22 protein-coding genes are annotated in these 23,615 nt (G+C 58.4%); 10 read left to right on the plus strand and 12 right to left on the minus strand.

The annotated features are described in order from the left end of the window. Nucleotides 1-77: 77 nt before the first annotated feature. The 8 genes from V7066_RS19240 to V7066_RS19275 are packed head-to-tail and all read right to left on the minus strand — an operon-like array spanning nt 78 to nt 8,569. Complete coding sequence (locus tag V7066_RS19240; protein WP_334184591.1) at nt 78-1,271, minus strand: phospholipase A; 1,194 nt, start codon at nt 1,269-1,271, stop codon at nt 78-80. 1 nt (nt 1,272) lies between these two features. Then, nucleotides 1,273-2,556: an NAD(P)/FAD-dependent oxidoreductase gene (locus V7066_RS19245; RefSeq protein ID WP_334184592.1), complete on the minus strand. Its 1,284-nt coding sequence runs from the start codon at nt 2,554-2,556 to the stop codon at nt 1,273-1,275. Nucleotides 2,557-2,584: 28 nt separating this feature from the next. Further along, nucleotides 2,585-3,163 carry an HdeD family acid-resistance protein gene (locus V7066_RS19250; protein ID WP_334184593.1) on the minus strand — a complete coding sequence of 193 codons (579 nt, stop codon included), beginning with the start codon at nt 3,161-3,163 and terminating at the stop codon, nt 2,585-2,587. Further along, a complete protein-coding gene (locus tag V7066_RS19255) occupies nt 3,160-3,624 on the minus strand; it encodes a CsbD family protein (RefSeq protein WP_334184594.1) in 465 nt (154 codons plus the stop codon). Before V7066_RS19255 ends, V7066_RS19250 begins: the two co-directional genes overlap by 4 nt. Then, nucleotides 3,624-4,346, minus strand: a complete 723-nt coding sequence (locus V7066_RS19260) for a TetR/AcrR family transcriptional regulator (protein ID WP_334184632.1) — start codon at nt 4,344-4,346, stop codon at nt 3,624-3,626. Before V7066_RS19260 ends, V7066_RS19255 begins: the two co-directional genes overlap by 1 nt. Nucleotides 4,347-4,391: 45 nt before the next feature. Next, nucleotides 4,392-5,939: a DHA2 family efflux MFS transporter permease subunit gene (locus tag V7066_RS19265; protein ID WP_334184595.1), complete on the minus strand. Its 1,548-nt coding sequence runs from the start codon at nt 5,937-5,939 to the stop codon at nt 4,392-4,394. 15 nt (nt 5,940-5,954) lie between these two features. Beyond that, nucleotides 5,955-7,121: an HlyD family secretion protein gene (locus tag V7066_RS19270; RefSeq protein WP_442947348.1), complete on the minus strand. Its 1,167-nt coding sequence runs from the start codon at nt 7,119-7,121 to the stop codon at nt 5,955-5,957. 11 nt (nt 7,122-7,132) lie between these two features. Further along, nucleotides 7,133-8,569, minus strand: coding sequence for an efflux transporter outer membrane subunit (locus V7066_RS19275; RefSeq protein WP_334184596.1), 1,437 nt, complete (start codon nt 8,567-8,569; stop codon nt 7,133-7,135). A gap of 110 nt (nt 8,570-8,679) precedes the next feature. Here V7066_RS19275 and V7066_RS19280 point away from each other — a divergent pair, with 110 nt between their 5' ends. The 7 genes from V7066_RS19280 (at nt 8,680) to V7066_RS19310 (ending at nt 16,226) form a co-directional block, all read left to right on the plus strand. Further along, complete coding sequence (locus V7066_RS19280) at nt 8,680-9,273, plus strand: TetR/AcrR family transcriptional regulator (RefSeq protein ID WP_334184597.1); 594 nt, start codon at nt 8,680-8,682, stop codon at nt 9,271-9,273. Between the two features lie 760 nt (nt 9,274-10,033). Continuing rightward, on the plus strand, nt 10,034-12,286 hold the full coding sequence (locus V7066_RS19285; protein WP_334184598.1) for a TonB-dependent receptor: 2,253 nt from the start codon (nt 10,034-10,036) through the stop codon (nt 12,284-12,286). A gap of 118 nt (nt 12,287-12,404) precedes the next feature. Further along, nucleotides 12,405-13,154, plus strand: coding sequence for an NAD(P)-dependent oxidoreductase (locus V7066_RS19290; protein ID WP_334184599.1), 750 nt, complete (start codon nt 12,405-12,407; stop codon nt 13,152-13,154). A 177-nt stretch (nt 13,155-13,331) separates the two neighbouring features. Then, a complete protein-coding gene (locus V7066_RS19295) occupies nt 13,332-14,579 on the plus strand; it encodes an MFS transporter (protein ID WP_334184600.1) in 1,248 nt (415 codons plus the stop codon). A gap of 9 nt (nt 14,580-14,588) precedes the next feature. Continuing rightward, nucleotides 14,589-14,714, plus strand: coding sequence for a hypothetical protein (locus tag V7066_RS19300; protein WP_334184601.1), 126 nt, complete (start codon nt 14,589-14,591; stop codon nt 14,712-14,714). A 52-nt stretch (nt 14,715-14,766) separates the two neighbouring features. Further along, nucleotides 14,767-15,711: a fumarylacetoacetate hydrolase family protein gene (locus V7066_RS19305; RefSeq protein ID WP_334184602.1), complete on the plus strand. Its 945-nt coding sequence runs from the start codon at nt 14,767-14,769 to the stop codon at nt 15,709-15,711. Then, nucleotides 15,708-16,226: a cupin domain-containing protein gene (locus V7066_RS19310; RefSeq protein ID WP_334184603.1), complete on the plus strand. Its 519-nt coding sequence runs from the start codon at nt 15,708-15,710 to the stop codon at nt 16,224-16,226. Before V7066_RS19305 ends, V7066_RS19310 begins: the two co-directional genes overlap by 4 nt. Before the next feature lie 464 nt (nt 16,227-16,690). Here V7066_RS19310 and V7066_RS19315 read toward each other — a convergent pair whose 3' ends face one another. Continuing rightward, entirely contained in the window at nt 16,691-17,611 is a 921-nt protein-coding gene (locus V7066_RS19315) for an NAD-dependent epimerase/dehydratase family protein (protein WP_334184604.1), read from the minus strand. 394 nt (nt 17,612-18,005) lie between these two features. On the opposite strand from V7066_RS19315, the gene V7066_RS19320 reads away from it, so the two are divergent. Continuing rightward, complete coding sequence (locus V7066_RS19320) at nt 18,006-19,064, plus strand: VOC family protein (RefSeq protein ID WP_334184605.1); 1,059 nt, start codon at nt 18,006-18,008, stop codon at nt 19,062-19,064. Between the two features lie 20 nt (nt 19,065-19,084). Continuing rightward, on the plus strand, nt 19,085-20,206 hold the full coding sequence (locus V7066_RS19325) for an FAD-dependent monooxygenase (RefSeq protein ID WP_334184606.1): 1,122 nt from the start codon (nt 19,085-19,087) through the stop codon (nt 20,204-20,206). Here the strand turns inward: V7066_RS19325 and V7066_RS19330 are convergent. Both V7066_RS19330 and V7066_RS19335 read right to left on the minus strand, forming a co-directional pair. Beyond that, on the minus strand, nt 20,200-20,634 hold the full coding sequence (locus V7066_RS19330; RefSeq protein WP_334184607.1) for a hypothetical protein: 435 nt from the start codon (nt 20,632-20,634) through the stop codon (nt 20,200-20,202). The two genes, V7066_RS19325 and V7066_RS19330, sit on opposite strands and share 7 nt — an antisense overlap. 215 nt (nt 20,635-20,849) lie before the next feature. Continuing rightward, nucleotides 20,850-21,452, minus strand: coding sequence for a TetR/AcrR family transcriptional regulator (locus tag V7066_RS19335; RefSeq protein ID WP_334184608.1), 603 nt, complete (start codon nt 21,450-21,452; stop codon nt 20,850-20,852). A gap of 248 nt (nt 21,453-21,700) precedes the next feature. Between V7066_RS19335 and V7066_RS19340 the strand changes: the two genes are divergently transcribed. Beyond that, nucleotides 21,701-23,200: a carotenoid oxygenase family protein gene (locus tag V7066_RS19340; RefSeq protein ID WP_334184609.1), complete on the plus strand. Its 1,500-nt coding sequence runs from the start codon at nt 21,701-21,703 to the stop codon at nt 23,198-23,200. Nucleotides 23,201-23,244: 44 nt separating this feature from the next. Here the strand turns inward: V7066_RS19340 and V7066_RS19345 are convergent. After that, the coding region (locus V7066_RS19345) for a transposase (protein WP_334184610.1) at nt 23,245-23,615 on the minus strand (371 nt) is incomplete at its 5' end.

The following is a 23,615-nucleotide window of genomic DNA, read 5'->3' on the forward strand; positions in this document are numbered from 1 at the left end:
CTTCCATATGCGGACAGGAAGGGGAGGATTGATACATCAGTCCAGAACCTCGCATCAAAATTGATGATTACGGGCGACTATCGCACCAGGGCGAAGCCGATCCGGAATCGGCTGCTACGCCGGTTATAGTCGAGCAGGTTCTCGCCATAGCCGTAGAAGGATTGCGCAAAGAGGTAGAGGTCAGGACCTCCTCCCAGAAGGCGAGGAAGCGGATAGGATATGTCGCCGTTGATTGCACCCTTGCCTGTATCAAAATTGAACCTTGTACTGGTGGAAAGCCGTAGTCCTTCTGTGGCCCCGATCTCCATGAACAAGCTGGCGTGGCCGCGATAGCGTGCAATATCCGGATTGTCGGACTTGTCGCCAAAATAGACAGAAAGCCGGGGAGCAATCGTCAGGCTATAATCACCATCCAACGGAAGGGCAGCCATCGGCCCGGCATAGATGCTGTTAATGCTCCGCGACTGCGGGCCATCACGCCCATTCGATTCGTGACGGATACCAGCCTGTGCCGAAAGCGAAACACCGCTGTTAAGGGTCACCGATGGGGCGATGTAAATCAGTTCAGGCTGGAAATCGATGTTCCGAAAGGGCGAGGAGTTCGCCCCCAAATCCCAGAACATACGCTGGGTATAGGCAAAATATACACCATCGCGCCAGGAGGAGGTCTTTTGCGCAACCGTGCCGAATAAGCGATATTTGAAGCTGAGCTGGATCCGGGCTTCACTGTTCGTTCCCGGCCCGTAGACAGCGTAGGTGGGCTCGTAGGGCGACAGGTTTTTCGCAAAAGCATTGCCGGCGGTTCGATCGGTTGGAGGCGCGGCAGGTTGCCTGCTGCTGGGCGCACTCATGGTGGCCGGATTCTCGGCAGCGGGCGGCGCTGAACTGGCGATGGCAATCCTGACGGCCGGCGTCGACCAGGCAGGAATGGAAAGCAGGCGGCCAGGTTGCAGCTCGTTCCGGGCTGACCGATAACGCGCCTGCGCAAATGATACAGCGGAAATATTCATATGCGGCGGTGTTTCCGGAGCCCGTTCCAGCACTATCGTGCGTTCGCCTTCATTCGCATCCGTTCGTGCCTCGATACGGTCCGGCAGCACCATCTCTGCTTCGAGGTTGGTCGGGTTGAGCAAACGCAACTCTACAGCGGTATGAGCCGGCCCATCCTGAAAAAAGTGTCCGATCAGGACTTCGACGCACGTCTGGGCGTGCGCCGCCGCCGGCAATGCACAGCACAGGAAGGCACTCCCCGTCGATACAAGGATGCGCATATCAGCTCAGCCTTTCCTTAGGGCGGGCGGGGGAAGCCAGAATCTCGGCAAGCCACAGCAGGCTACCGCGCACCGGACCATAGATGCGAGCCTGATGACGACGATAGAGAAACGCATGTCCCAATTGGGCTACCCGTCCGCGCAGGAAACCGCCCTTGAAGAAGCCGAAACGACCCATGGTTCCATAGGCGGCATATCCCCCAAGCGAGACCAGCGAGCCAAAATCGCGATAGCGAAACTCCGGCACATCGCATCCCTGCAGCATCGCCGGGAGATATCGTCCAAGATAGACGCTTTGCTGAAAGGCGACTTGCGCTGTGGTGGGTAAAGGCGCGTCATTTTGCTTCGCCACCACGCTGGCGCAATCTCCCAGGGCATAGATGGCAGGGTCGGATGAAGCGAGCCTGGCATTGACGACAATCTGGCCCAGCTTGCTGTGGTCCACACCATCGATGTCGGCGATGAAACGGGGCGCGCGAACACCTGCAGCCCAAAGGAGGATGTCGGCATCTATCCTTTCGCCTCCGTTGAACGAAAATCCATGGCTGTCCGCACTCGCGACACGCCTGTTCGTCAGTACCTTTATGCCCAGATCTTCCAGCACGCACAAAGCCGCTCGCGCCACTTTTTCCGGGAACGGTCCCAATATGCGAGACTGCGATTCTATCAGCGTCACCTGAAGATTGTCTCGCGCGCCTGCAGCGCCATGCTGCTCGACCACTTCGGCAATCCGGATGAGTTCGGCGGCAAGCTCCACCCCGGTCGCGCCGCCGCCGACAATCGCGATTGCGATCGGCCTGCCCAATGCGACGGCGCGCACCAGATCGATACGCAGGCGGTTGTTGAAAGCCATCGCCTCCTTTCGGCAGTCGATGGTCAGACAATATTGGGCAACGCCGGGTGTCCCGAAATCATTTGCCCGGCTGCCGGCTGCCAGGATGAGTGTATCATAAGCGATGTCGCGTTCAGGAACGACTTCGACGCCATCGATCTTGAGAGGAGACAATCTGATCTTCCGTCTCGTCCGATCAATCGCGATGACCTCCCCGGGATCGAAGCGAAAGCCACGTTTGCGTGCCTGCGCAATAAAGCTCGCCTCTACCGCGCTTGCATCCGCCGTGCCGGCTGCGATCGTGTGGAGCATGGGTTTCCATATATGAGCGGGCTCCCGATCTACGAGGCGTACATCGAACTCCAACTGTTTCGCCGGTGTTCCGGCCAGTTGATTGGCGAGATCGAGGCCAGCAACGCCCCCGCCCACGATCACGATTTGACGCTTCGACATACTAACATCCCTTCGAGCTTGCGGATGATTATGGTCGGAAGTCGGTAAACGTGCGAACCGCCGCAGACATTGCGGTGCTTCGCTCAACGGTCACGATGAGGAGAAAAACTCCGCGTAGTATCAAGCACAAGCCCAGCATTGAGGCCGCATATCCGATAGCCGTGATCGGGTTTGCCGCTAGAAGAACGCCACCGCAAATCAGCTTCACGAGAGCAATACCCAACAGCCAGGGCCTGCCGAACGACCATCTGAAAGCGAGAAGGAGCATGGCGATGCCAGCTAATAAAAACCAGGCGCCAGTCAGCCAGACCAGCGCTGTTACAGCAGACAAGGGCGTTACCAGCGCGATCGTACCGACAATGGCTGTTGCACATCCCAAGGCAACATCGGATCGCTCCGTCTTGCGTCTCGCAAAACCGGCGACGATCATCAATATACCATAAGCGACGAGCGTGATACCAATCATGATCCCTATCGAAAGACCTGCCGTCAGGGGAAAGATCAGCGCTAATATCCCGAGGGCAATGATCGCCGCCGCATAAATCTGCATCCACCTTGGTTCATTCTTTAGTCGGAGGCGCTTTCTGAGTGGTTTGACCGTCTTCATTGGTCATCTCCCTGTCGTTCTCGCTCCTCGAACCAGGTCCGGACACGGGCCAACCAGTCATTGATCTGCTGCGCGGCGGCGTCTTCGGAGAGCCGGTAGCGCTGCTTGAGACAATCGATCAGTTCCTCGGCATCGCGGACAACGCGCTCTCGCCTCTCTTCGAGTTGCACGGCAGTTGCATTTGCGTCGATCTGCAGGTCGCTCCACCGATCCCGCATCGCTTCACTAAAACGCGTCCACTGCGCATCGACCCATGCCCGAGGTTCGAATTCCTTCTGCCAACGCCTGAGGCTGTCCTCCGCCTCTTCGCGCGCAAGTCCGAATTCTTTTTGCAGATGTCCCGTGATCTCCTGCAGGTTGGCGCGCAGCTCACCTTTATGATCCTCAAGGCTTTCAGCCCAGAGCCGCTGGATACGACCGTAAATGATCTTCCAGTTTCCTTCGATTTGGTCCTTGTTCATCATTGGCTTCCTTCATGGGATGACAGGGAAGTTGGTTGACGCTCCGGCGATGTGAATTCCTGTCGGATATCGCTACAACACAGAAGCCAGCGCTCGATGCGTTCGGCGAGAGCCTCTTTGTCCTGGCCGTCTTCAAGGCCGGCGAGCAAGGCGATCTGCGCATCGGCGACCACGCAAGCGAGGAATAGTTCGGCACAAAAGTCCACGTCAGTGAGCGCGCAAGGGGTATGAGACGCATATTTTCGTAACAGGGAACGGACCTGTACGCGCAATGCCGAGGAAAGGTCGCGATAGAGATCCGCTATCAATGGGTATTTATGGCCCTCGGCGATGATCATCCGCAGAAGATCGATAGCGTCCCGCTCGGTGACGACCTTGACCAACTGATCGATGGCATCTCTCAGATTGACGATGTCGGGTTTACGAGGCGACGATATGTCTGAAACGGCATCGGTAAATTGTGCGGCTTCTTCGCGGACGACTGCCTCGAAGAGGCCAAACTTGTTTCTGAAATGAAAGTAGATCGTTCCGCGAGATCCACCAACGCGCGCGATAATATCGTCGATGGTTGTTGCGGCATAACCCTTCACGCGGAAAGCGTCCCGCGCCGCGCTCATCAGTTGCTCTCTGCATGCCTGAGCGCGCAGCGATCGGCGGGAGACGGGCCGATCGCTGCGGGCCTGGATGGACGACATAGCCATGGCTTTCTTGTATTCCACCATCTCAATCACTCTCCCGGATCTAGCGCGGTCACATGGCTGGCAGGCCTAGTGGCCACCACTGGTGTCAATCGGCCCCTTGGGCTTGGGCGAAAGCCATATAACCGTCGCGGCGAGCGCGAAGCACAATGTGATGGCAGCGAACATATCGAGGGTGGCGAGCATGACGCTTTGTGCCTCGACGATGTTTGTGAGCGTCGCGGTGGCGGCATCGGTCGACATGCTGTTGCTCAGACTATCGATGGCCGCCTGCCCGTTTTGCATAGCGCCAGCCAACTCAGTCTGGTTTTCTCTCGCCGCATCCGACCATCCTGTCTGAACGACGGAGGTTGCGATCGCGCCCCCCATGGTTCGCATGAAGCTGGCAAGGCCCGCGGCATTCACCTGCTCCTGCGGGTCCACACTGGCGATCGCGATCCCCGAGACAGGCACGAAGAGCATCACCATGAAAGGCCCGGTCAGAAGCGTTGGCCAGGCCATCTGCAGGAACGTCACATCCTGATTGAAACCCATCCGCCAGGCCGTCATCGCTCCAAGCCCCAAAAGGCCGATGGAGACGATCAGGCGAGGATCGTATCTGTTCACCGCGATGCCGACGAGTGGTGAGGCTACGACCGCCAATACGCCCATGATGCCGGTTGCATAGCCCGACCATGTGGATGTGTAGCCCATATTCTGTTGCAGCCAGAGTGGGATGATGACGATGGAAGCAAAGAAGGCGCCGAATCCACAGGCAAATGTCAGCGCGGCCGCGGTGAAGCCGCGATGGCGAAATACGCGCAGATCGACCACGGGATGCTTTTCCGTGAATTCCCAGATCAGGAAGGCAACAAATCCGATTGCGGCTATGACTGCCAGCCACCTGATTTCGGCCGACGCGAACCAGTCGTGATTGCGCCCCTCGTCGAGCATGATCTGGAAGGCAGCGACCCAAACGACCAGGAGGGCAAAGCCGATCTTGTCGATCATGGCCGGTTCGGTGGGATCGGGCTGCCCCTTGAGCAGAATGACAACCATTGCGCCGCCAACGGCTGCGACTGTCGCAGGCAGGATGAAAATCCACTCCCAGCCCATATTATCGCAGATGATACCGCCGAAGATGGGGCCTGCAATTGGCCCCACCAGCGTGGTCATCGCCCAGATCACCGTGCCTTGCGTCGCCTTTTCTGGAGGGAAAATGCGCAGCAGCAGGATTTGTGCAAGCGGCATGATCGGGCCACCGACAAAGCCCAGCAGTACGCGCCCCGCAATCAACATGCCAAGCGAGCTCGCCAGACCGCAGAATACGGAAATAACGGCAAACGCCAGGTAGCAGGTGATGAACACGCGCTGCGCCCCGAATCTCTTGGTCAGCCATCCGGTAAGAGGAACGGTAATCGCCTCAGCGACTGCGTAAGAGGTGATGACCCAGGTGCCCTGGGTCGAGGATACCCCGAGCGATCCTGATATGGTCGAGACCGAGACATTGGCGATGCTGGTATCGAGAACGACAAGGAAGTTCCCGAGGCCGATCGCTACGGCGGCAAGCAGCAGCTTGGCGCCGGTCAACGGCCCTGCAGGTTCGCTTGCACGAAGGGCGGTGAGAACATTGGCCACGGCAAGCACTCCCGCTTAGTTGGAAACGTCGATGTCGACGGTCATCGACAGGCCGACCCGCAGGGGATGCTCGGCCAACTGCCTGGGATCGAGGGCGATGCGAACCGGCAGACGTTGCACGACCTTGATCCAGTTGCCGGTGGCATTTTGAGAGGGCACAACGGCAAAGGCCGATCCGGTGCCACCGGAGAAGCCGATAACTTTCCCGGTGTATTTCACATCGCCGCCATAAAGATCCGACGTCAGCGTAACAGGCTGGCCCGGCCGCACTTTTGCCAATTGCACTTCCTTGAAATTGGCATCGACAAAAGCTGCCTGGACTGGAACCACGACCATGAGGCTCTGGCCGGCCTGGACACGCTGACCGACCTGCACCTGACGTTTCGAGACGGTCCCGTCCACGGGAGCACGAATGATGGTTCGCTCGAGATTGACACGCGCCTGGTCCAGCGCGGCCCGGGCTGCGAGAACCTCCGGATTGGTGTCGACGCTCGTACCTTCGATCTTCGCCCTGTTCGCGTCGCGATCGCCGACGGCGCTGTCGCGATTGGCACTCGCCTGAGCCTGCGAGGCCTGAGCACTGCGCAGATTTGCCGCCGCGCTGTTGAAGGCGTTGCGCGCGCTTGTCACTTCATCCCCGGACACCGATCCCGAGGCAACAAGTGCCTCGCGCCGTTCCAGATCGATACGCGCCTTTTCCAGATCGGACCGTGCTGCGGCCAGTTGTGCGCTTGCCCGCGCCTGATCGGCGGCACGCGAGGCAATCTGCGCCTTGAGGCCGCTATCGGTAGCGACAAGACCCCGCACCTTGCGTTCGGTCATGGCGAGTTCCGCCTCGGCCTGAGCTACGGCGATCCTGGCGTCGGTATCGTCCAGCTTGAGGAGGATGTCCCCACGTTTCACCATTTGCGTGTCGTCAACGAGCACCTCAAGCACGGGACCGCCGATCAGCGGCGTGATCTGCGCGCTGTGGGCGCCCACATAGGCATTGTCGGTTTCGACATGGCGTGACGCGACGAGAACGTCATAGGCATAGTAACCGCCGCCCAGAATAGCGACTGCGGCGCCAAGCGTGAGGAACATCTTCTTGCGCTTGGCTGCGGTCGCCGCATCGTCGGCTTCTTCGCTACCTGCACCCGAAGCGGGTGCGTCCTGATCTCTTTCGGAGGAAGAACTGGTCATCAAAATATCCTTCAAGAACGAAAGCCGCCGCCCAATGAGCGGATCAAGGCGATGTCGAGACTGAAAACGCGGGTTTGGAGCGAAGCCACGGTCTGTCTGGTGGAGATCAACGTGTCTTCGGCCGTGAGGACGTCGAGATAGGTTGCAAGCCCCCCTCTGTAGCGGTTGTTGGCAACGGTCCATGCGGCTTGCGCGGCGCGTTCGGCGGCCTGTGCTCGATCGAGGCGCGCACTCAGGGCACGCTGGCTCGCCGCAGCGTCGGCGACCTCGCGAAGAGCCTGCACGAGAGTTCCGTCATATTGCGCGACCGCGGACTGATAGTCCGCCTCGGATCCCCGGTAATTGGCCCGCAGGCGCCCACCGTCGAAAATAGGAAGCGAAAGAGCAGGAGCGACCGAGCCATAGTCCGATCCGGACTTGAAGATCTTGTCGATCCCCATTGCCTGCATCCCGATCAGGCCGGTCAGGTTGATATTGGGGTAGAAGGCTGCCCGTGCCTGCTTGATCCGGCTCGCGGCCGCTTCCGCAGTCAAGCGCGCGGCGATGATGTCGGGCCTGCGTCCGATCAATTCTGCCGGTATATTCGCGGGCAACCCCTCCACACCCGATGTCCGCAGCATCGGACGGGTAATCGTCAGTCCGCGATCGGGGCCCGCGCCCATAAGGGCGGCAATACGGTTGCGGGTGAGAGCAATTGTCTCCTCGAGCGCAGCCAATTGCCCTTGTGCGGACGCCAAGGATGAGGCGGCGCGTTGGACCGCGCCATCATTTTCAAGGCCCTTGTTCCGACGGCCGACGATCAGATCATGCGTTTGCCCACGCACGCGCACCGCATCCTGTGCCGCGTCCAGCTCGGCATAGTAACCGGCAAGGTCGGCATAGGCGTTGGCAATACCAGCCGCGACAGTGAGCCGCGTAGCGGCAGCTTCGGCCTGTGCCGCCTGCGCATCGGCTTTTGCGGCAGCGAGCGCAGCGCGGTTCTTGCCCCAGAAATCCAGCTCCCAGTTCAGACTAAGAGAGGCCTGGCCATAGTCGGGCCACCCGCGCGGCGCAAAACCGGAAGGGAAGAGATAATTGTCGCTCTGCTGGCTGAGGCCGCCTTCGGCGCTTGCGTTAATGGACGGCAGGAGTTGACTGCGCGCTTGTCCCACAATGGCCTGCGCGCGATCGAAACGCGCTTGCGCGACACGAATGTCCGTCGCTCCACCCAAGCCCTCCGCGATCAGACTGTCAAGTTGCCCATCGCCAAATGCTTTCCACCATCCATCGGACGGCCACTCCGCTTGCCCGGATTCCAGAGCCCTGGCCGCCTCAAAGCTTTGCGGCCCCGCGATCGGCTGAAGAGCGGTTTTATGAGGCGCAGTAGCGCAACCACTTACCGCCAGAGCTGCAACGAGTGTCGTTGCAAGCCGCAACCTTCCAGCACTTCCCTCAAGAGATATCTGCACGGACGACTCCGTCGTAAACTGAACGGTACGGTCGATAATCCGATCAGCCTTGCGTCGTCAACTGAAAAGTGTACAGGTCGGTCGGCAATTTGTTTACGAGAGGAGATGGCATGCGCACAAAGAGCGATGCCCGCAGAAAAGCCATTGTGGAGATCGCCACTCAGCTGTTTCGCGAAGTGGGCTATGAACGGGCGAGCATGGCGTCGATCTCTGCCAGGGTCGGTGGATCGAAAGCTACGCTTTATCATTACTTCAGTTCGAAGGATGAGCTTTTCGCGGCGGCGATGATCGAAGCGATCGAAGAGCAGGCCGAAGAAATTGCGACGATTCTCGATCCGACCAACGATGATCTCGATCAGGTTTTGCTGAAGTTCGGGGAGGCCTATCTGCGTCTTATGACGGCGCCTGAGGCGTTGGCGATCCTTCGAACGGCGGTTGCCGATGCAGCAAAGAGTCAACTTGGACCCGATCTTTATAGACGCGGGCCTCGGCGTGGGCTGGAACAGATCGCTGAATATTTACGCGCGCTGCAGCAACGCGGGTCGCTGGTGCAGGCGGATTCATTTCTGATGGCGGCACATTTAAGAGGATTGCTCGAGGCCGGTCAACTTGAACCACTGCTATTCGGCGCCGATATCGAATTTAAATCATACTTGGCAGTGAAAGCAGCAGTCGATAGTTTTCTGAAAATCTATCGAAATTAGCTTGGTGGCGCGTCGCCTCGCGATGACGCCAGAGTGTCATGAGTTTAAAATGGGCGTTCTTGGTGTTTTGGCATCGGGAACATTACAGAGATGGCGATCCAGGTGCGATGCGCCATCCCTTCTCACTCATCTGCCCCTCGCCATATCTTGACGGCGATCACTATGAATCAGCTTTCGATTTCGGATCAAATTTGTGCGGCTAGACAATATGAGGCGAACAAACCGACGATGGCTGCCAACACATCCTCATGCTTGAACTGTCGGGCAACGATGATCGCCATGATTTAGCTGCACAGAACTGCATTCCTCTGCCGACTTCGGCAATGAACGGTCGGGATGCAAACACCTTTCAACAAAGGCTTAAGTCCCCCACCGGGCCTGCCTCGAATAGCAATGTCTCAGGATCGACGGAACTGATAGCGTGATTTGAATGCTTCAATACCAGTACCGACGGCAAAGCGTTTTGGCCCCTCCGGCAACATTCTCGGCACACCTCTGCGAGGCAATGCTTCAGCTAGTCAAAACGACTTTCTCGACCGCTTGAAATCGCCGATCCAATCGCGTCCTGCCTGTTTTCGCAACGCCAGTCGAACGGGAAAGGCTTTTCCCGATCCCCCCAACATCCTGAGTCGCGGTTCGTCGCCACACAAGCGTGGATAGCTCATCTTTACGCAATGGATTTGACTGACGGCGCACATCCCCGTCTTTTCGCGCTCGCAGAGACCGGCATTCCAAGTCGGCCAATTGGGGAGAGTGATTAATGAAACTCGGCAGTTATTCTTTTAGCGCAAGCACTTGCGCTATCATTTTCGCGACGATAGCCTCGTCGCTCGCATTTGTTACACCCGCGCAAGCCCAGAACGTTTCGACCGGTCCCGGCGGAGATCGGGCTTCGGTTGCGGGGCAGCAGGGTGGACAAGCCGTAAGTGACAGCGGCGTCCAGGACATCGTCGTGACAGCGCAACGGCGGTCTGAATCCGTGCAAAAGTCGTCTGTGAGCATCGAGGTTCTCGATAGCAAGCGGCTGCTAGAAGGCGGGATCACGAGCGCGAAGGATTTGGCCACGCTCACGGCTGGAGTCCAGATCGGGCAGGGCGGCGCCGAAACCCAGATATATATCCGGGGCGTGGGCGACTTTGGCGGCAATGTGCTGGCGCAGGGGTCGGTCTCGTTCAATATCGACGGTGTGGCAGTCGGCAGTCCGTCCTCGTTCGGTCCAGAATTCTACGATCTCGAACGCGTCGAAATCCTGAAAGGACCGCAGGGTACCTTGTACGGCCGCAATTCCTCGGGCGGCGCCGTCAATTTGCTGACCGCGCGTCCCAAGCACGAGTTTAGCGGCTATCTGCAAAGCGAAGTTGGCAATTATGATCTGGTCCGCCTGACAGGTGCGGTGAACGTGCCGATTTCCTCGACGCTGGCGATGCGTGCGTCGTTTCAGGGGACGCATCGCGACGGCTACCTGTCTGACGGCACCAATGACGACAAGTCTGTCGCCGGAAGGGTTCATGTCCTTTGGGAACCGAGCGCGGATGTCTCCCTGCTCGTCACCGGTAGCGCAGCTCATGTCGGCGGGAAAGGGCAGGGCGCTGCACAATTGCCGGTCATCGATGGAGATCCGTGGCTCGGTACGTCAGATCCCAAGGTGTCCGCCTACTATAACAGTATCGGGGTGGCCTCGCTTCCAGACAATGCGCGGTTAAGAAATGACCTGCGTAACATTTCGGCAGAGTTGAACGCAAACCTCGGCTTTGCCAAGCTCACGTTCATCCCGGCCTACCGCTATGGAAAGATCGACGTCCGCCACACATCCCTGGGTTTTCCTGCCCAGGACAAGCAGACGTCCAAACAAACCAGCATGGAGCTGCGGCTTTCGAACGAGACGGACAAATGGAAGTGGGTGATCGGCGGGTTCTTTTTCGATATGGACCAGCTTTCGGATCTCTACGTCGACCAGCGCCCGGTCCAATATGTTCATATCGATGTTCCGAACCTGGGAACACGCAGCTATGCCGCGTTTGCCGATGCGACCTATAGTCTGACGCCCTCCTTCCGCCTTCTTGGCGGACTGCGCTACACGCATGAGAAGCGCTCGATTGATGGAACGGTCACTGTCACCAATTCCGATGGGTCAATCGGTTCCGGGTTGCTGGGTACATCCTACAGTGGGAGCAAGGTGACCTGGAAAGCCGGCTTCGAATATGATGTGGCTCCGCGATCGATGCTCTATGGCACCGTGAGCACCGGCTTCAAGGCAGGGGGCGTCAATTTTGCTCCCTCCGGACCTGAGGCGACGTACAAGCCCGAGCGGATTACCGCCTACACGATTGGTTCGCGCAACCGCTTCTTCGACAACAAGGTCCAGCTCAACCTGGAAGGGTTCTACTGGGACTACCGGGATCACCAGGAGAATGTCCTGGGACCGGTGTCGGGTGGACTGGTGCTGGTGACCCTGCGCAACGCCGGCAAGGCGACGATCTATGGCGGATCGGCGGATCTAGTCGTCAAGCCAAGCAATGCCGACACCCTGCACTTCGCGGTCGAATATGTCCATTCGCGATATGACAGCTTCCTGCTGCCGACCGCCGACGGCGGCCCGCCGAGCGCTGCCCAGACCGGATGCAAGGATGCTGGATCGGGGTATGCCGATTGCTCCGGCTTCCAACTCCTGCGCGCCCCGACCTGGTCGGGATCAGCCCGCTATGAGCATCGTTTCGACCTTGCCAATGGCGGCACTATTACACCCAGTTTCGATCTGACCTTTGCTTCCTCACGTTGGCTCCAGGCGAGTTTCCTCGCACCCAATGCGCTGGCACCGGCCTATGCCACCGGGAATGTTCAGCTGAACTATGAAGCGCCGGGCGAGCGGTTCTCGGCGGGGCTGTGGATGCGCAATATCTGGAACGAGGCCGTCTACACCAGCGCGGAGCAATCCTTCTTCGCGAGCAGTCACTTCTTCGCGAACATCGGTGCTCCCCGGACATACGGTGTGCGGGCCGGGATCAAGTTCTAGGCGGCCTGACGGTTCGGCCGAAAATGTGGGAACGAAAGGGGCGGTCGGCTGGAATGTCCAGACCCGATCCGCCCCTTCGGAAATGTTATAATTGATCTATTCTTCGGAGTGATGCGTGATGAAAATTGCTGTCATAGGTGGGACCGGTTTCGTCGGTTCGTTTGTCGTTGAGGAGGCCCTCAAGCGAGGTCATGAGACCACCGCGATCGTACGGCGCCCCGAAACAGTGCCGGTTCGTCCCGGACTGACCGCGGTAGGTGTCGATGTCCAGGACCCTGACCGGCTGGGCGTGCCCTATGACGAGGATCGTCTGGTCCGCGCATTTGATGGCCACGATGTTATCATCAGCTGCTTCAACCCAGGTCATGACCTGCGCGTCAATCCGAACCTGTACCGAGACGTTATCGAAGGGACCCGCGCTATCATCGATGGCATGAACCGTTCCGACGTCAATCGGATCGTCTATCTCGGTGGGGCAGGCAGCCTTCATGTGCCGAGCGGCAAAATGCTGGTCGATGATCTCGATTTTTTTGCAAGCCTGGTGGCGAATACTCCTGAAGGCACGCTGGTTCCTGAAGGGCCGCCGATCATCGATATTCCGCGTGCCGCGCGGATTGCGCTCTATCTCTTCGAGCTGGAGAAGGCGCTTGAATGGACCTTCTTCTCTCCGCCGCTCTACATGGGCAATTTCGACCGCGCCACCGGCCGCGTCCGTTACGGCAGCGATGCCATGCTACTCGATGAAAACGGCAATTCCGCCTTGCTTGATATCAGGGATCTGGCCTTTGCACTCGTCGAGGAAGCGGAGAAGGCCCAACACGTTCGCAAGCATGTGACTGTCGCGACAGAGCCTCCAATCAAAATGTGAAGTGATGCCGCCCCGGACCGGGCACGGCTTCAGCAAGACCGCTGGTCCATATGGTCGAATGTCGAGAATGCGAAATCGTTGGTTACTTGAAGCTGCGGACCGATATTGCCGATATGGATCGATCGTCCCGCTCGGCTTCAGCAATCCAACTTTTGATACAATGTGAGGATGTCGGGCATGGAGGTAATTGCTGCCGGAGACGAAGTGGCTTTTGGGCCATCATCGCGATCGCCATTGGGCGAGCTTGGGGTCGCCATCATATTGGCCGGCGCATTCGGGGCAGTAATGCTGGATCGCATGATCCAGCTTTTCCTGGCGCCCGCTTTGAGCGAAGATTTGCATTTGACGGCGAGCCAGTTGGGCGTTTTGGCCGGTGTAGTGAGCTTCGCATGGGCGGTATCCACCGTGCTCTTCGGGGTGATATCGGATCGTGTTGGGCGCAAGCGCGTCATTGTTCCCGCCGTCATCGCTTTCTCTATCATGTCGATCTTGTCCGGTTTGGCGCGAAACTATCATGAGTTGCTTATGGCCCGGGCACTGCTTGGCCTTTGCGAGGGCCCATGCTGGTCGGTCATCATGGCACTGATGGCCGACCTTTCTTCGGAAAGCCGAAGGGGGCGCAACATAGGCATCATCAACTGTGTTGGAGCATTGGCAGGATCCGCTCTCGCACCGATTTTTGCCACGCAGATCGCCGCCGCTTTCGGCTGGCGCATGGCCTTCTTTCTCGCCGGCATACCCGGTTTTGTCTTTGCACTGGGGATTCTGCTGTGGGTTCCCGAGCACAAGCGAATACCTCCAAAAACGAAAGAACCGCCGCATCTGGCTGAAATCGTGAAAAGCCCCGATATGTGGTTGTGCCTTCTGGCAGCGACATGTTTCACCACTTTCCTGATGTCTTTCTCCCTGTTTGCGCCTCTGTTCCTGAGCAAGGCGTCAGGGCTCGACGGCCGGACAATCGGCTATGTGATGGCATTGTCTGGGGCAGGGGGCGTCGTTTACGGGCTGCTCGGACCGGCAAGCTCTGATCGTTTCGGATATACGCGGGTCCTGCTGGTCTGCGCAGCCGCGAGTGCCCTGCTGGCAATCCTGTTTCTTACGGGCCCCAATCTTCCCTGGCCGTTGCTGGGGTTCGGGGCGTTCATCTTGACTACGGTTCCGGCGGTCGGCACGCTTTTGCTCGTCCTCCTGCCTGTCGCGTTCGCACCGGCACGAGCCGCGGCATCGGCCATCGGCTTTGTCGCGATCGGCGCGGAAGGTGTCGGCGCCGCACTTGGACCCGTCATAGCGGGCTATGCATCGGATCATTGGGGCATGTCGGCACCGTTGCTGCTGTGCACCGGGACAATGTGCGTCGTTATGGTGATCGGCCTTATCTTGCATCAAAAGTCTCGAGCCAGCCGGTCGAAGCGCTCGACCGAGTAGCGGCGGCAAGTGACCCCGGATGCGCCGGACGATCATCGCGGCGGCAAGCCGACGAAGAACCTGCCCTTCGGATGCGCCGGCGTGCCTGTCCATCCCGAAACGTCGATGCGCGACATTGATGATATGCTTTTGTGATTGGGAATTGTCCCATTTACCCGTGCCCTATTTGTAACATCGGAGGAAAAGGATGCGTTTGGCGACATTGAAAAGCGAGACACCCGACGGCCGGCTGGCGGTGATCGCGCCTGGCGGAGAGGCGTTCGCGTGGGCGCCTGTGGCGACTCTGCAGCAAGCCCTGGAGAATTGGACCGAAGTGGCGCCGCAACTGGCCCAGATCACGTCATTTCCCGAAGCGCTCGAGCCGGAACAACTCTGCGCGCCGCTGCCGCGGGCCTGGCAATGGCTGGACGGGTCCGCGTTCCCCAGCCATGGCGATTTGATGGAGCGACTCCTCGATGTGCAGCCTCTTCGAACCGGATTGCCCTATATGTATCAGGGCGTCTCGGACCGTTTCTATGGTCCTCACGACGATGTCCGCTTCAACGACGAAGCGCTCGGCATCGATTTCGAGGGCGAGTTCGGCGTCATTGTCGACCATGTCCCGATGGGCACGACGGCTGCCGAGGCCATGGATCACATCAAGCTCATCGTCCAGATCAACGACTGGTCGCTACGTATGCTGGCCGGCCAGGAAATGAAGACCGGCTTCGGCTGGGTCCAGGCAAAACCGCATTGCAGCATGGCGCCCTTCGCGGTGACGCCTGATGAACTGGGTGACCAGTGGCGCAACGGACGCATCTGCGTCGATCTTCTCATCGACTGGAACGGTCGCAGGTTCGGCGCGGCGAACGGCGAACCCATGTCCTATGGCCTCCATGAACTGGTCGCCCATGCGGCGCGCACGCGTGACCTGGTGGCCGGCAGCATCATCGGGTCAGGCACCGTCTCCAACGCCAATTATCGTGAGGTAGGATCCTCCTGCATCGCCGAACACCGTGCGATCGAAACACTCGATCAGGGCAAGCCGCAGACCGAATTCATGCGCTTTGGCGATCGCGTGCGCATGGAAGCCAAAACCGCCGACGGACGCGCGCCGTTCGGCGCCATCGAGCAGAAGGTAGTAGAAGCATGAGCGAAGCATTGTCTGATTCCGGACTTCCCCTGGTCCAGCGCGTCGTCACCGGGCATGACGAGAATGGGCGCGCGATTTTCAAATCCGAGGACTTCAGTCCGACCAAGCTCATCCCGGCCGGTGACGCATCGATGCTGTTGATCTGGACGACGGCGACCGTTCCGGCCGACAATAATGACGAAACCGACGGGCGTGAACGAGATGCGGGTCTCACTCTCAACAAGGGCTCCGTGATCCGGGTGGTCGATACGCCTCCCGGCAAAGAGAGCCCGATGCATCGCACGAACAGCATCGATTATGGCATCGTTCTCAAGGGTGAGATCGAGCTCGAACTCGATGACGGAACCAAGAAGACCGTCCACGAGGGTGGGATCATCATCCAGCGTGGCACCATTCACCGTTGGCGCAACACATCCGACAAAGTGTGCCGCATCGCTTTCATCCTGATCGAAGCGCCGGCCTATCTTCACAACGGCAAACCGCTCGAGGAAGACAAGCCGGAGGACAAACATTAAGCGTAGCGTCTGTCGGGGCCTCGCCTGTTACGCTAAAAAAGCCGTGCAAGATGGATGATCTTCACGAGTCCCGTTCAGGCGAGGCCCCGAAATGCGTTCGAGAGGAAAACAGCCGGTTTGTTGCACGCGCGCCTCGCGTGAGGCAATGCGTCAACATCAACGCTGTGGCTGGCTTCTCAGGATTGCCGAAAGACCGGCAAGGGATTTTTCTTCTGCCGGACGCTTGGTGGCAAGAATCAAAACAATGATCCGAATAGGTGCGTCGTTCGCATGCCCACCTTCATGCAGGTGTCATGGCTTTCCAGTTCGAAAGCGCCAACATCATTGCCTAATACGCGACACGATCGCACACTCTGGCCTCGTCGAAGCCATTGAAATCATATAAGGGAGAGCGCCCGCTCTAGTTTGCCGCGAAGGCATACTTGAGCGGGCGTGCTCCCTTACGCTATTCTCCAAGCCTTCCTTTACTTCAGCGTTGCCAGAGCACTGGTCACCAGTGCTTCCAGGCTGCCGTCGTGGACAAAACCGGCCTTGTCCGCGAGCGGCGTCGCAAGGGGGGGCTGGGCGGCGAAGGCTACTTCAAGCGCGTGGTCCGGGACATAATTGACCAGTTCGGGAGAGACGCCGCATTGACGTGCGATTTCCTCTGCCAATGCCTTCATAGCGATGCGCTGGGCAGGCAGCGCCACGGCGCGCGTAGGTGGCAGCAGCGTCACATCAAGATCAAGCGCGTGAAGGAAGTTTCTTGCGCAACAGGCAACCGACTGCGCCCAGATCAAGCCATGCGCGGACACCGGACAGGTGAAGCGCTCATTGGCCTTGAGGGCATGAAAGATATTGCTCATAAATGCCGACTTCAGGCCAGATGGCGCCTTTGGACGGGCCAAAATGCCCGAAAGCCGCACGGTCACCCCGTCCAGCAGCCCGCGATTGGAGAACATAGCGACGGCGTCTTCCATCATGGCCTTATGTCCGCCGTATATCATCTTGGGCGATAGCGGGGTCGCGTCATCGACATGATCAGGGAAGGGGTCGCCGTAGACTGCGATCGAACTGGCGTAGACAAATCGGGGGCAGGAGGCCACTTCGGCTGCCTCCAACATAAAGTCGTACATGGCATCGACATTAATCCGGCGCGACGCAACCGGGTCCGCTTCGGCCGCGCCACCTGGTACAGTCGCAAGATGAATGATTGCGTCGCATCCGTTGGCCAGTGCTTCGGCGCGAACAGCCGGATCGGAAAGATCGCCAGCCACTTGCTCAACGCCGTCCGGAAGACCAGGCAGCACCCGATCCAGAGCCATCACATCGTTGCCGCGGCTGAAGAGTTGCGAAACAATCTCGCGCCCGACGAACCCGCCGGCGCCCGTAACGATCACGCGCATACCATGTCTCTCCTCACCATCTGATTTCTTGATGCTGCCTCCCTCAAAACGACGGCGGCCAAGGGCAACGAATAGGTCCTGTCGCCCCAAACGTCCTATCCATATCGTGAATGGTTCGCATTGACGGTCCTGAAAGCTGTCTACAGGGTGATGCATCCATGTGAACTATGAAGCGGTGCCCGCATGTTAGAATATCGCGGCGGCGTATCACAAAGCAGAACCCGACCCGGCGCTACCGCCGTGGGAGCGGATCGGAAAAGACTGATCATCATATGGTCACTTTAACAATCTTTCGTTTCGGCGGGGTCGATAGGTGGGCTCTACCAAAAGCATTTCCATACCACCTCTCCAGCGACGATGATCCGCCAACAGAACTTTGGAGCGGACGGCTGACATGAGCATATTGGGTGTCGAAAGCGTGGTGTTCGGTGTCGAGGATGTCGAGACATGTGCGCGTTTCTGGAGGGACTTCGGTCTCGTGGAAATTTCTTGCGCTGCCGATGAGGCCGTGTTTGAGGTTCAGAGCGGGTCGAAGGTCATTGTATGGCATGGCGATGACGGGCGGTTGCCTCCCCGCAATTTTGCAGGCAACGGAATCCGTCTGACATATTGGGGTGTCGATACGCAGGAAAGCCTGGACCGGCTGGTCGCCGGGATCGAGACGATGTGCGAGGTTTCGCGCCATGCCGATGGCTCGGTCATCTTCCAGGCTCCCGACGGTCAGCATCTTGGCTTGCGCGTATGGGCCAAGCGGCGCGTGCTCTCCTGTCCCGACCCGGTCAATGCGCCCGACAACATCAAGCGTCTCAACCAGCACCGCCAATGGCGCCAGAAAGCCATCCCCAAGACGATCAACCATGTCGTCTTCTTCTCACCCGATTATGTCGGATCGTACGAATTCTATCGCGACAAGCTGGGATTCCGCTATTCCGATCACAGCAAGGGCATCGGCATCTTCGCGCGTTCCGACGGCACGTTCGAGCATCATTCGATCTTCTGGGTCAATTCCGACCTTCCGTTCGCACCCGATGGGCATGCGTTCATGCATATCGCTTTCGGGGTCGACGACATCGACGAGGTGATGCTCGGCGCCAACATCATGGAGAAGAAGGGCTGGAAGAACACGAGCATGAACGCCTCGGGCGGCATCTCGCGCCACCGTATTTCCTCTGCGATTTATTATTACGTGGACAATCCAGCCGGTGGCGAAGCCGAATACCATGCCGACACCGACTATCTCGATGATAATTGGGTGCCGCGTGCCTGGGATTTCAAATTCGGCTCTCTTCTCTGGGCAAACAACGCGCTCCCTATCTTCCGCGGCGATGACATTCCCTGGGATATGAGCTTCGATGCCGAGGAAAAGTCGTTCGATCCCTATCGCAAGGGGAAGCCTTCACCGGACGTGGAACGATTGGCGGCACTGACCAAAGACGATGAGCACGCGATCTAAGTGCGTAGCAGAGGGGTAACATGGCAAGCTATAATATTCTCGTCGTGGGCGGCGGGATCGGGGGCATGGCATCGGCCGTCGCTCTCACCCGGGCCGGTCACAAGGTTGAGCTCATCGACATCGACCCGCAGTGGCGCGTATCCGGCGCGGGGATCACGATCACTGGTCCCACGTTGCGTGCCTATAAGCAACTTGGGCTGCTCGAAGAGATCAAGTCGCAAGGCGCTGTCACGACCGGCGAACGCATCTACCGCTATGATGGCGAATTTCTCGTCGACATGGATAAGCCTGTGCTGGAGGAGGGGCTTCCCGCTACCGGCGGGATAATGCGCCCCGTGCTGCATCACATCATGCAGAAACAGGTCAACGAACTGGGGGTGACCGTTCGGCTCGGCCTGACGGTCGACGGCATCGAACAGCGTGCGGATGCCGTCGATGTGGCATTCAGCAATGGCGATCAAGCCCGCTTCGATCTCGTCGTTGGGGCGGATGGCATTGCGTCAAAGGTGCGCAGTCTGGCGTTTCCAGGCGCTCTGGAGCCGAAAGAAACCGGTCAGGCGTGCTGGCGTATCGCCATGCGACGTCCCCCAGGATTTGAACGAGGAGAATTTTATCTCGGTCACGCCAATCCGGCAGGCATCACCGCCTGCGGGCCGGACAGCATCTATATGTGGATGTTGACTCGCCACGAGCCGGGCGCCTGGCTCAATGACGAGGACGCCTTCGATCGCCTGCGTGAGGAAATTCGCGATTTCGGCGGGACCATCGCCTGGATCCGGGACAACATGACCAAGGAGGACTGGATCAACTACCGGCCCTTGGCCGCGATCCTGCAACCGGCCCCCTGGATGGAAGGACGTGTAGTTCTGGTCGGCGATGCGGCGCATGCGACGACGCCACATCTGGCCTCAGGCGCGGGCATGGCCGTCGAGGACGCGCTGGTGCTCGCTGAAGAACTTGACGCAGAAGGGAAGGGCATTCCCGCCTGCCTCGCTGCCTATAGTGCGCGGCGTTATCCCCGTTGCGCGGACGTCGTGAAGACCAGTGTATCGGTTGGCCAGTTGCAACTCGATGGCGGCTCTCCCGAACAGGTCGGGGGCCTGATCGGAACCGCATTGCACCGCCTGGCCGAACATTATTGAAGCATCCGGATTTCAGCGGTCGCACCGCAATGGCGCTTGGCAACACACTTTAACTTCCAGTCAACTCGACGTTGAAGAAGCGAAATGTCCATTCTGCGATCCCCTGAAATCGGTGCGTCCGAACCGCAATAATCGGTACTGGCCGTGTGCAAGCGGAGCGCGCTGGCTGGCCTGCTTCCCAATTCAGTCATAACCGCAATCGCCGCATGGTTGGTCTTCGCAGGACGAAATGACATCCCCATCACAGGTTGGGATGGGGTCGCATTCGATATATTGCCACAATCCGGTGCCATCGCATTCATGATATTTTTAACGATTGGGGTTTCAATCGCGCGACAACCTGGCCCCGTTCGTCGCTGGCTTCCCGGCTTGCTTAGACAAGCGATGTTCTTGAGCACGATCGCGGCGCTGTTGGGATTTGGCGCCATCTCCTTGCCCTTCCGGCCATGTCCCTGCCGCGATGGTCTTTTACGGCGGTATTGCTGTTCAAGGTGGGATACGCCGTTGTGTTTGGGCTGTTGCTCGCCTGGCCTGCATCACTGTTCGCGCTGCGTTATGCATCTTCAGGCTCTGTTCCTGAAGTTGGCAGGCGGATCGAGAAATGACCCCCGATCCCACAAGGCATGTTCAGCATCCGGTGTTGCTAGGCTTTGCAATCGTCGGCGCTCGCATCGGACTGTAACGCTGCTACCAGCAACTGTTCGAAGCGGCGTTCCTGTGCAGCATCTTCTCCGCCGGGCGAAGGTGGAAAAAGTACCCGGCTCATAAGCATACCCCCCACAACCGCCATTGCGAGCCTGGCACGCAATCCCGCGTCAGGGCCAGTAAGAACATGCGCCAGCGGCCCAATGACATGATTGCTGACCCGTTCCCGAAGGATATCTGTAACTTCTGGCGAGGAAATAGACCGCATTGTTATCAGTACATCGTCAATAGGATATCCTTGGCCGTCCGGATGAAGGGCCTGCTGCACGATGCTTCTTGCAATATGCTGGTTGTCGCCATTTTCTGGCTGAGCGACACGCAAGGTTGCTAATACAGCGCGGAAAATCTCCTCTTTCGATCCAAAATACCGATGCACAAGCGCCTTGTCGCAACCAGCCTCAGCCGCAATCTCGCGCAAGCCAACGTGATCATAGCCATGGTTTCGGAAGAGACCGCGGGCGGCTTCGAGGATGCTTTCCTTGGTTTTGGTCATGTCACGGCGTCGGCGCACGGACTTCTGTTGTATCTCCGCTTTTGTCATGAACTCCACTTCCAGATCGGCTCCAATGTGGACCGATTGCGTCACGCAGTTATGAAACAACGACCTTTGCTGCCGGAATGTCAAGCATGGGGGCAGGGGTTGCGTCGCGCTGAAGTTTTAACACTGCCAAGCCTGCGGAATGTCAACATATTAACGACATCAGGAGATCAATCCGTCATAAGTCCCCAGTCGTTGACCTAAGAGCGAAAACCTGTCATTCCGCGTTCAATAAAAGAGGAGGATCTGAGATGGCAACTTCGTTACGGCACCCGGTGATTGATCATGCGCCCGCGTGGCGGACCGATAATCCGCACCTAAACGGAGCATGGGCGCCATGGACGGAAGAAACGTCAGCCTTCGATGTACCCGTCGAAGGCACCATTCCTGAAGATCTTGCTGGCGCCCTTTTCCGGATTTCAGCAAATCCCCGCTTTGAGCCTATCGATCTGGAAACCTACCATTGGTTCGATGGAGACGGCATGGTGGGTGGGATTTACATTCGTGACGGCAAGGTCAGCTACCGTCAAAAATGGGTGGAGACTGCGTCGATGGCCGTGGAATTGGCGGCGCGGCAGGCCTTGTATCCTGGCCTAGTGAATGGCTCGAAAGGCCGACCTTTGCCGGCTGGCGCGCCGCCGATGAAGAACGTTGCCAACATTACCGCCGGTCTTTTTGCCGGCCGTCTTCTTGCCTACTTCGAAGGCGGTTTGCCAACGGAGATGCATCCGCTGACTCTCGCCACGCGCGGTAGCTTCGATTTTCATGGTCGCGTCAATCAGACCTGTGCGGCCCACTATAAAATCGATCCAGTAAGTGGCGACATGCTTTGTTTCGGTGCGCTCGGATCGCAGATCACTTACTTCCAGGCCAACGCAAGCACGGCCGAAATCGTCGATATGCATATCTTCGACATCGGCTTGCCCGTGATGATGCATGATTTTGCGGTCACTGAAAATTACGCCATTTTCTTTGTCACGGCTGTTCAAATCCGCGTCGATCTGGCCATGCAAGGAAAACCAGCGATGGTTTGGGATGAATCCGGCTTGCCCAACGGAACGAGGATCGTTCTGATGAACCGGCATACGCATGATTTGACTTGGCATGACGTCGGTCGCCAATTCGTTAACACGCACAATTACAATGCCTACGAATTGGACGGGAAAGTCTTCATCCATGGCCATTCTCTCGATCGCATGGGGACGCCGATCGAACATCTCGATAGGCCAGTCACGTCGAAGGAATGGATGGAATCACCGCCCTCCCTGCCGCATCGCTGGACCATCGATTTGTCGACAGGCCGCGTCCATGAGGAAAGACTTAGCGATCTTGCTGGCGATTTTCCCAAAATCAACGATGCCTTGACGACACGGCATCATCGTTTCGGCTATTGGACGGCAACCACCAAGTCTGGTTCGGAAGCAATGACCTTCGGGCTGGTAAAGCATGACCTCGAGCGAGGCAGCATCGATCTGATCGAGAGTCCGGACGCCAGCCTTACCCAGCCAACGGAAGTCGTCTTCGTTGCCCGGCGTGGCGCAGTCGAAGAGGATGACGGTTATCTCCTGTCGCTGTGGTGGAACCGCGAAACGCGATTGAGCGAATTGCTTGTGCACAGCGCGAAGGAACCAAGCCACAATCCGCTGGCGCGAGTGCGCCTTCCCGCCCGCCTTCCTTACGGCCCCCACGGGAACTGGGCTGATGCCGAAAGTCTGGATCAGGCGGCCGCTGCTTATGCGACGGGAAATTGACTAACCTGTAGCTTCCCGGCACTGTCAAAGGCATTGAAGATAATCTAGTGAATTGATTCCAACACTTGGTGCCCGCGCCGTACAGCGGCTATAATTTCGTTCGGATCGGCCTTCCAGATGAAAGGTCGGGGGTCCTCGTTATGCTCCTTGATAAAGCGGTTGATGGCTGCCTGCAGATCTACGACCGAATGAAAGACGCCGTTTTTCAGCCGCCGCCGTGTGAGCTTGGCGAAGAAGCCCTCGACAGCATTGAGCCATGAGCACGACGTCGGGACGAAGTGGAAGGTCCAACGCGGATGTCTGGCTAACCAGGCGCGGACCTTGGGCTGCTTGTGGGTCGCATAATTGTCGAGGATGACGTGGATCGCCTTGTCAGCGGGCATCTGGGCTTCGATCGTGTTCAGGAACCGGATGA

It is taken from the genome of Novosphingobium sp. (assembly GCF_036820275.1).
Lineage (GTDB): Bacteria > Pseudomonadota > Alphaproteobacteria > Sphingomonadales > Sphingomonadaceae > Novosphingobium.

What these genes read in the sequence shown, in the direction of transcription:
- V7066_RS19295 (WP_334184600.1), top strand. Translation starts at nt 13,332, where the DNA reads ATGGAGGTAATTGCTGCCGGAGACGAAGTGGCTTTTGGGCCATCATCG.
- V7066_RS19330 (WP_334184607.1), bottom strand. Translation starts at nt 20,634, where the DNA reads ATGGCGCCAAATCCCAACAGCGCCGCGATCGTGCTCAAGAACATCGCT.
- V7066_RS19250 (WP_334184593.1), bottom strand. Translation starts at nt 3,163, where the DNA reads ATGAAGACGGTCAAACCACTCAGAAAGCGCCTCCGACTAAAGAATGAA.
- V7066_RS19320 (WP_334184605.1), top strand. Translation starts at nt 18,006, where the DNA reads ATGAGCATATTGGGTGTCGAAAGCGTGGTGTTCGGTGTCGAGGATGTC.
- V7066_RS19255 (WP_334184594.1), bottom strand. Translation starts at nt 3,624, where the DNA reads ATGAACAAGGACCAAATCGAAGGAAACTGGAAGATCATTTACGGTCGT.
- V7066_RS19260 (WP_334184632.1), bottom strand. Translation starts at nt 4,346, where the DNA reads ATGGTGGAATACAAGAAAGCCATGGCTATGTCGTCCATCCAGGCCCGC.
- V7066_RS19335 (WP_334184608.1), bottom strand. Translation starts at nt 21,452, where the DNA reads ATGACAAAAGCGGAGATACAACAGAAGTCCGTGCGCCGACGCCGTGAC.
- V7066_RS19340 (WP_334184609.1), top strand. Translation starts at nt 21,701, where the DNA reads ATGGCAACTTCGTTACGGCACCCGGTGATTGATCATGCGCCCGCGTGG.
- V7066_RS19310 (WP_334184603.1), top strand. Translation starts at nt 15,708, where the DNA reads ATGAGCGAAGCATTGTCTGATTCCGGACTTCCCCTGGTCCAGCGCGTC.
- V7066_RS19315 (WP_334184604.1), bottom strand. Translation starts at nt 17,611, where the DNA reads ATGCGCGTGATCGTTACGGGCGCCGGCGGGTTCGTCGGGCGCGAGATT.
- V7066_RS19270 (WP_442947348.1), bottom strand. Translation starts at nt 7,121, where the DNA reads ATGACCAGTTCTTCCTCCGAAAGAGATCAGGACGCACCCGCTTCGGGT.
- V7066_RS19245 (WP_334184592.1), bottom strand. Translation starts at nt 2,556, where the DNA reads ATGTCGAAGCGTCAAATCGTGATCGTGGGCGGGGGCGTTGCTGGCCTC.
- V7066_RS19305 (WP_334184602.1), top strand. Translation starts at nt 14,767, where the DNA reads ATGCGTTTGGCGACATTGAAAAGCGAGACACCCGACGGCCGGCTGGCG.
- V7066_RS19290 (WP_334184599.1), top strand. Translation starts at nt 12,405, where the DNA reads ATGAAAATTGCTGTCATAGGTGGGACCGGTTTCGTCGGTTCGTTTGTC.
- V7066_RS19240 (WP_334184591.1), bottom strand. Translation starts at nt 1,271, where the DNA reads ATGCGCATCCTTGTATCGACGGGGAGTGCCTTCCTGTGCTGTGCATTG.
- V7066_RS19280 (WP_334184597.1), top strand. Translation starts at nt 8,680, where the DNA reads ATGCGCACAAAGAGCGATGCCCGCAGAAAAGCCATTGTGGAGATCGCC.
- V7066_RS19285 (WP_334184598.1), top strand. Translation starts at nt 10,034, where the DNA reads ATGAAACTCGGCAGTTATTCTTTTAGCGCAAGCACTTGCGCTATCATT.
- V7066_RS19325 (WP_334184606.1), top strand. Translation starts at nt 19,085, where the DNA reads ATGGCAAGCTATAATATTCTCGTCGTGGGCGGCGGGATCGGGGGCATG.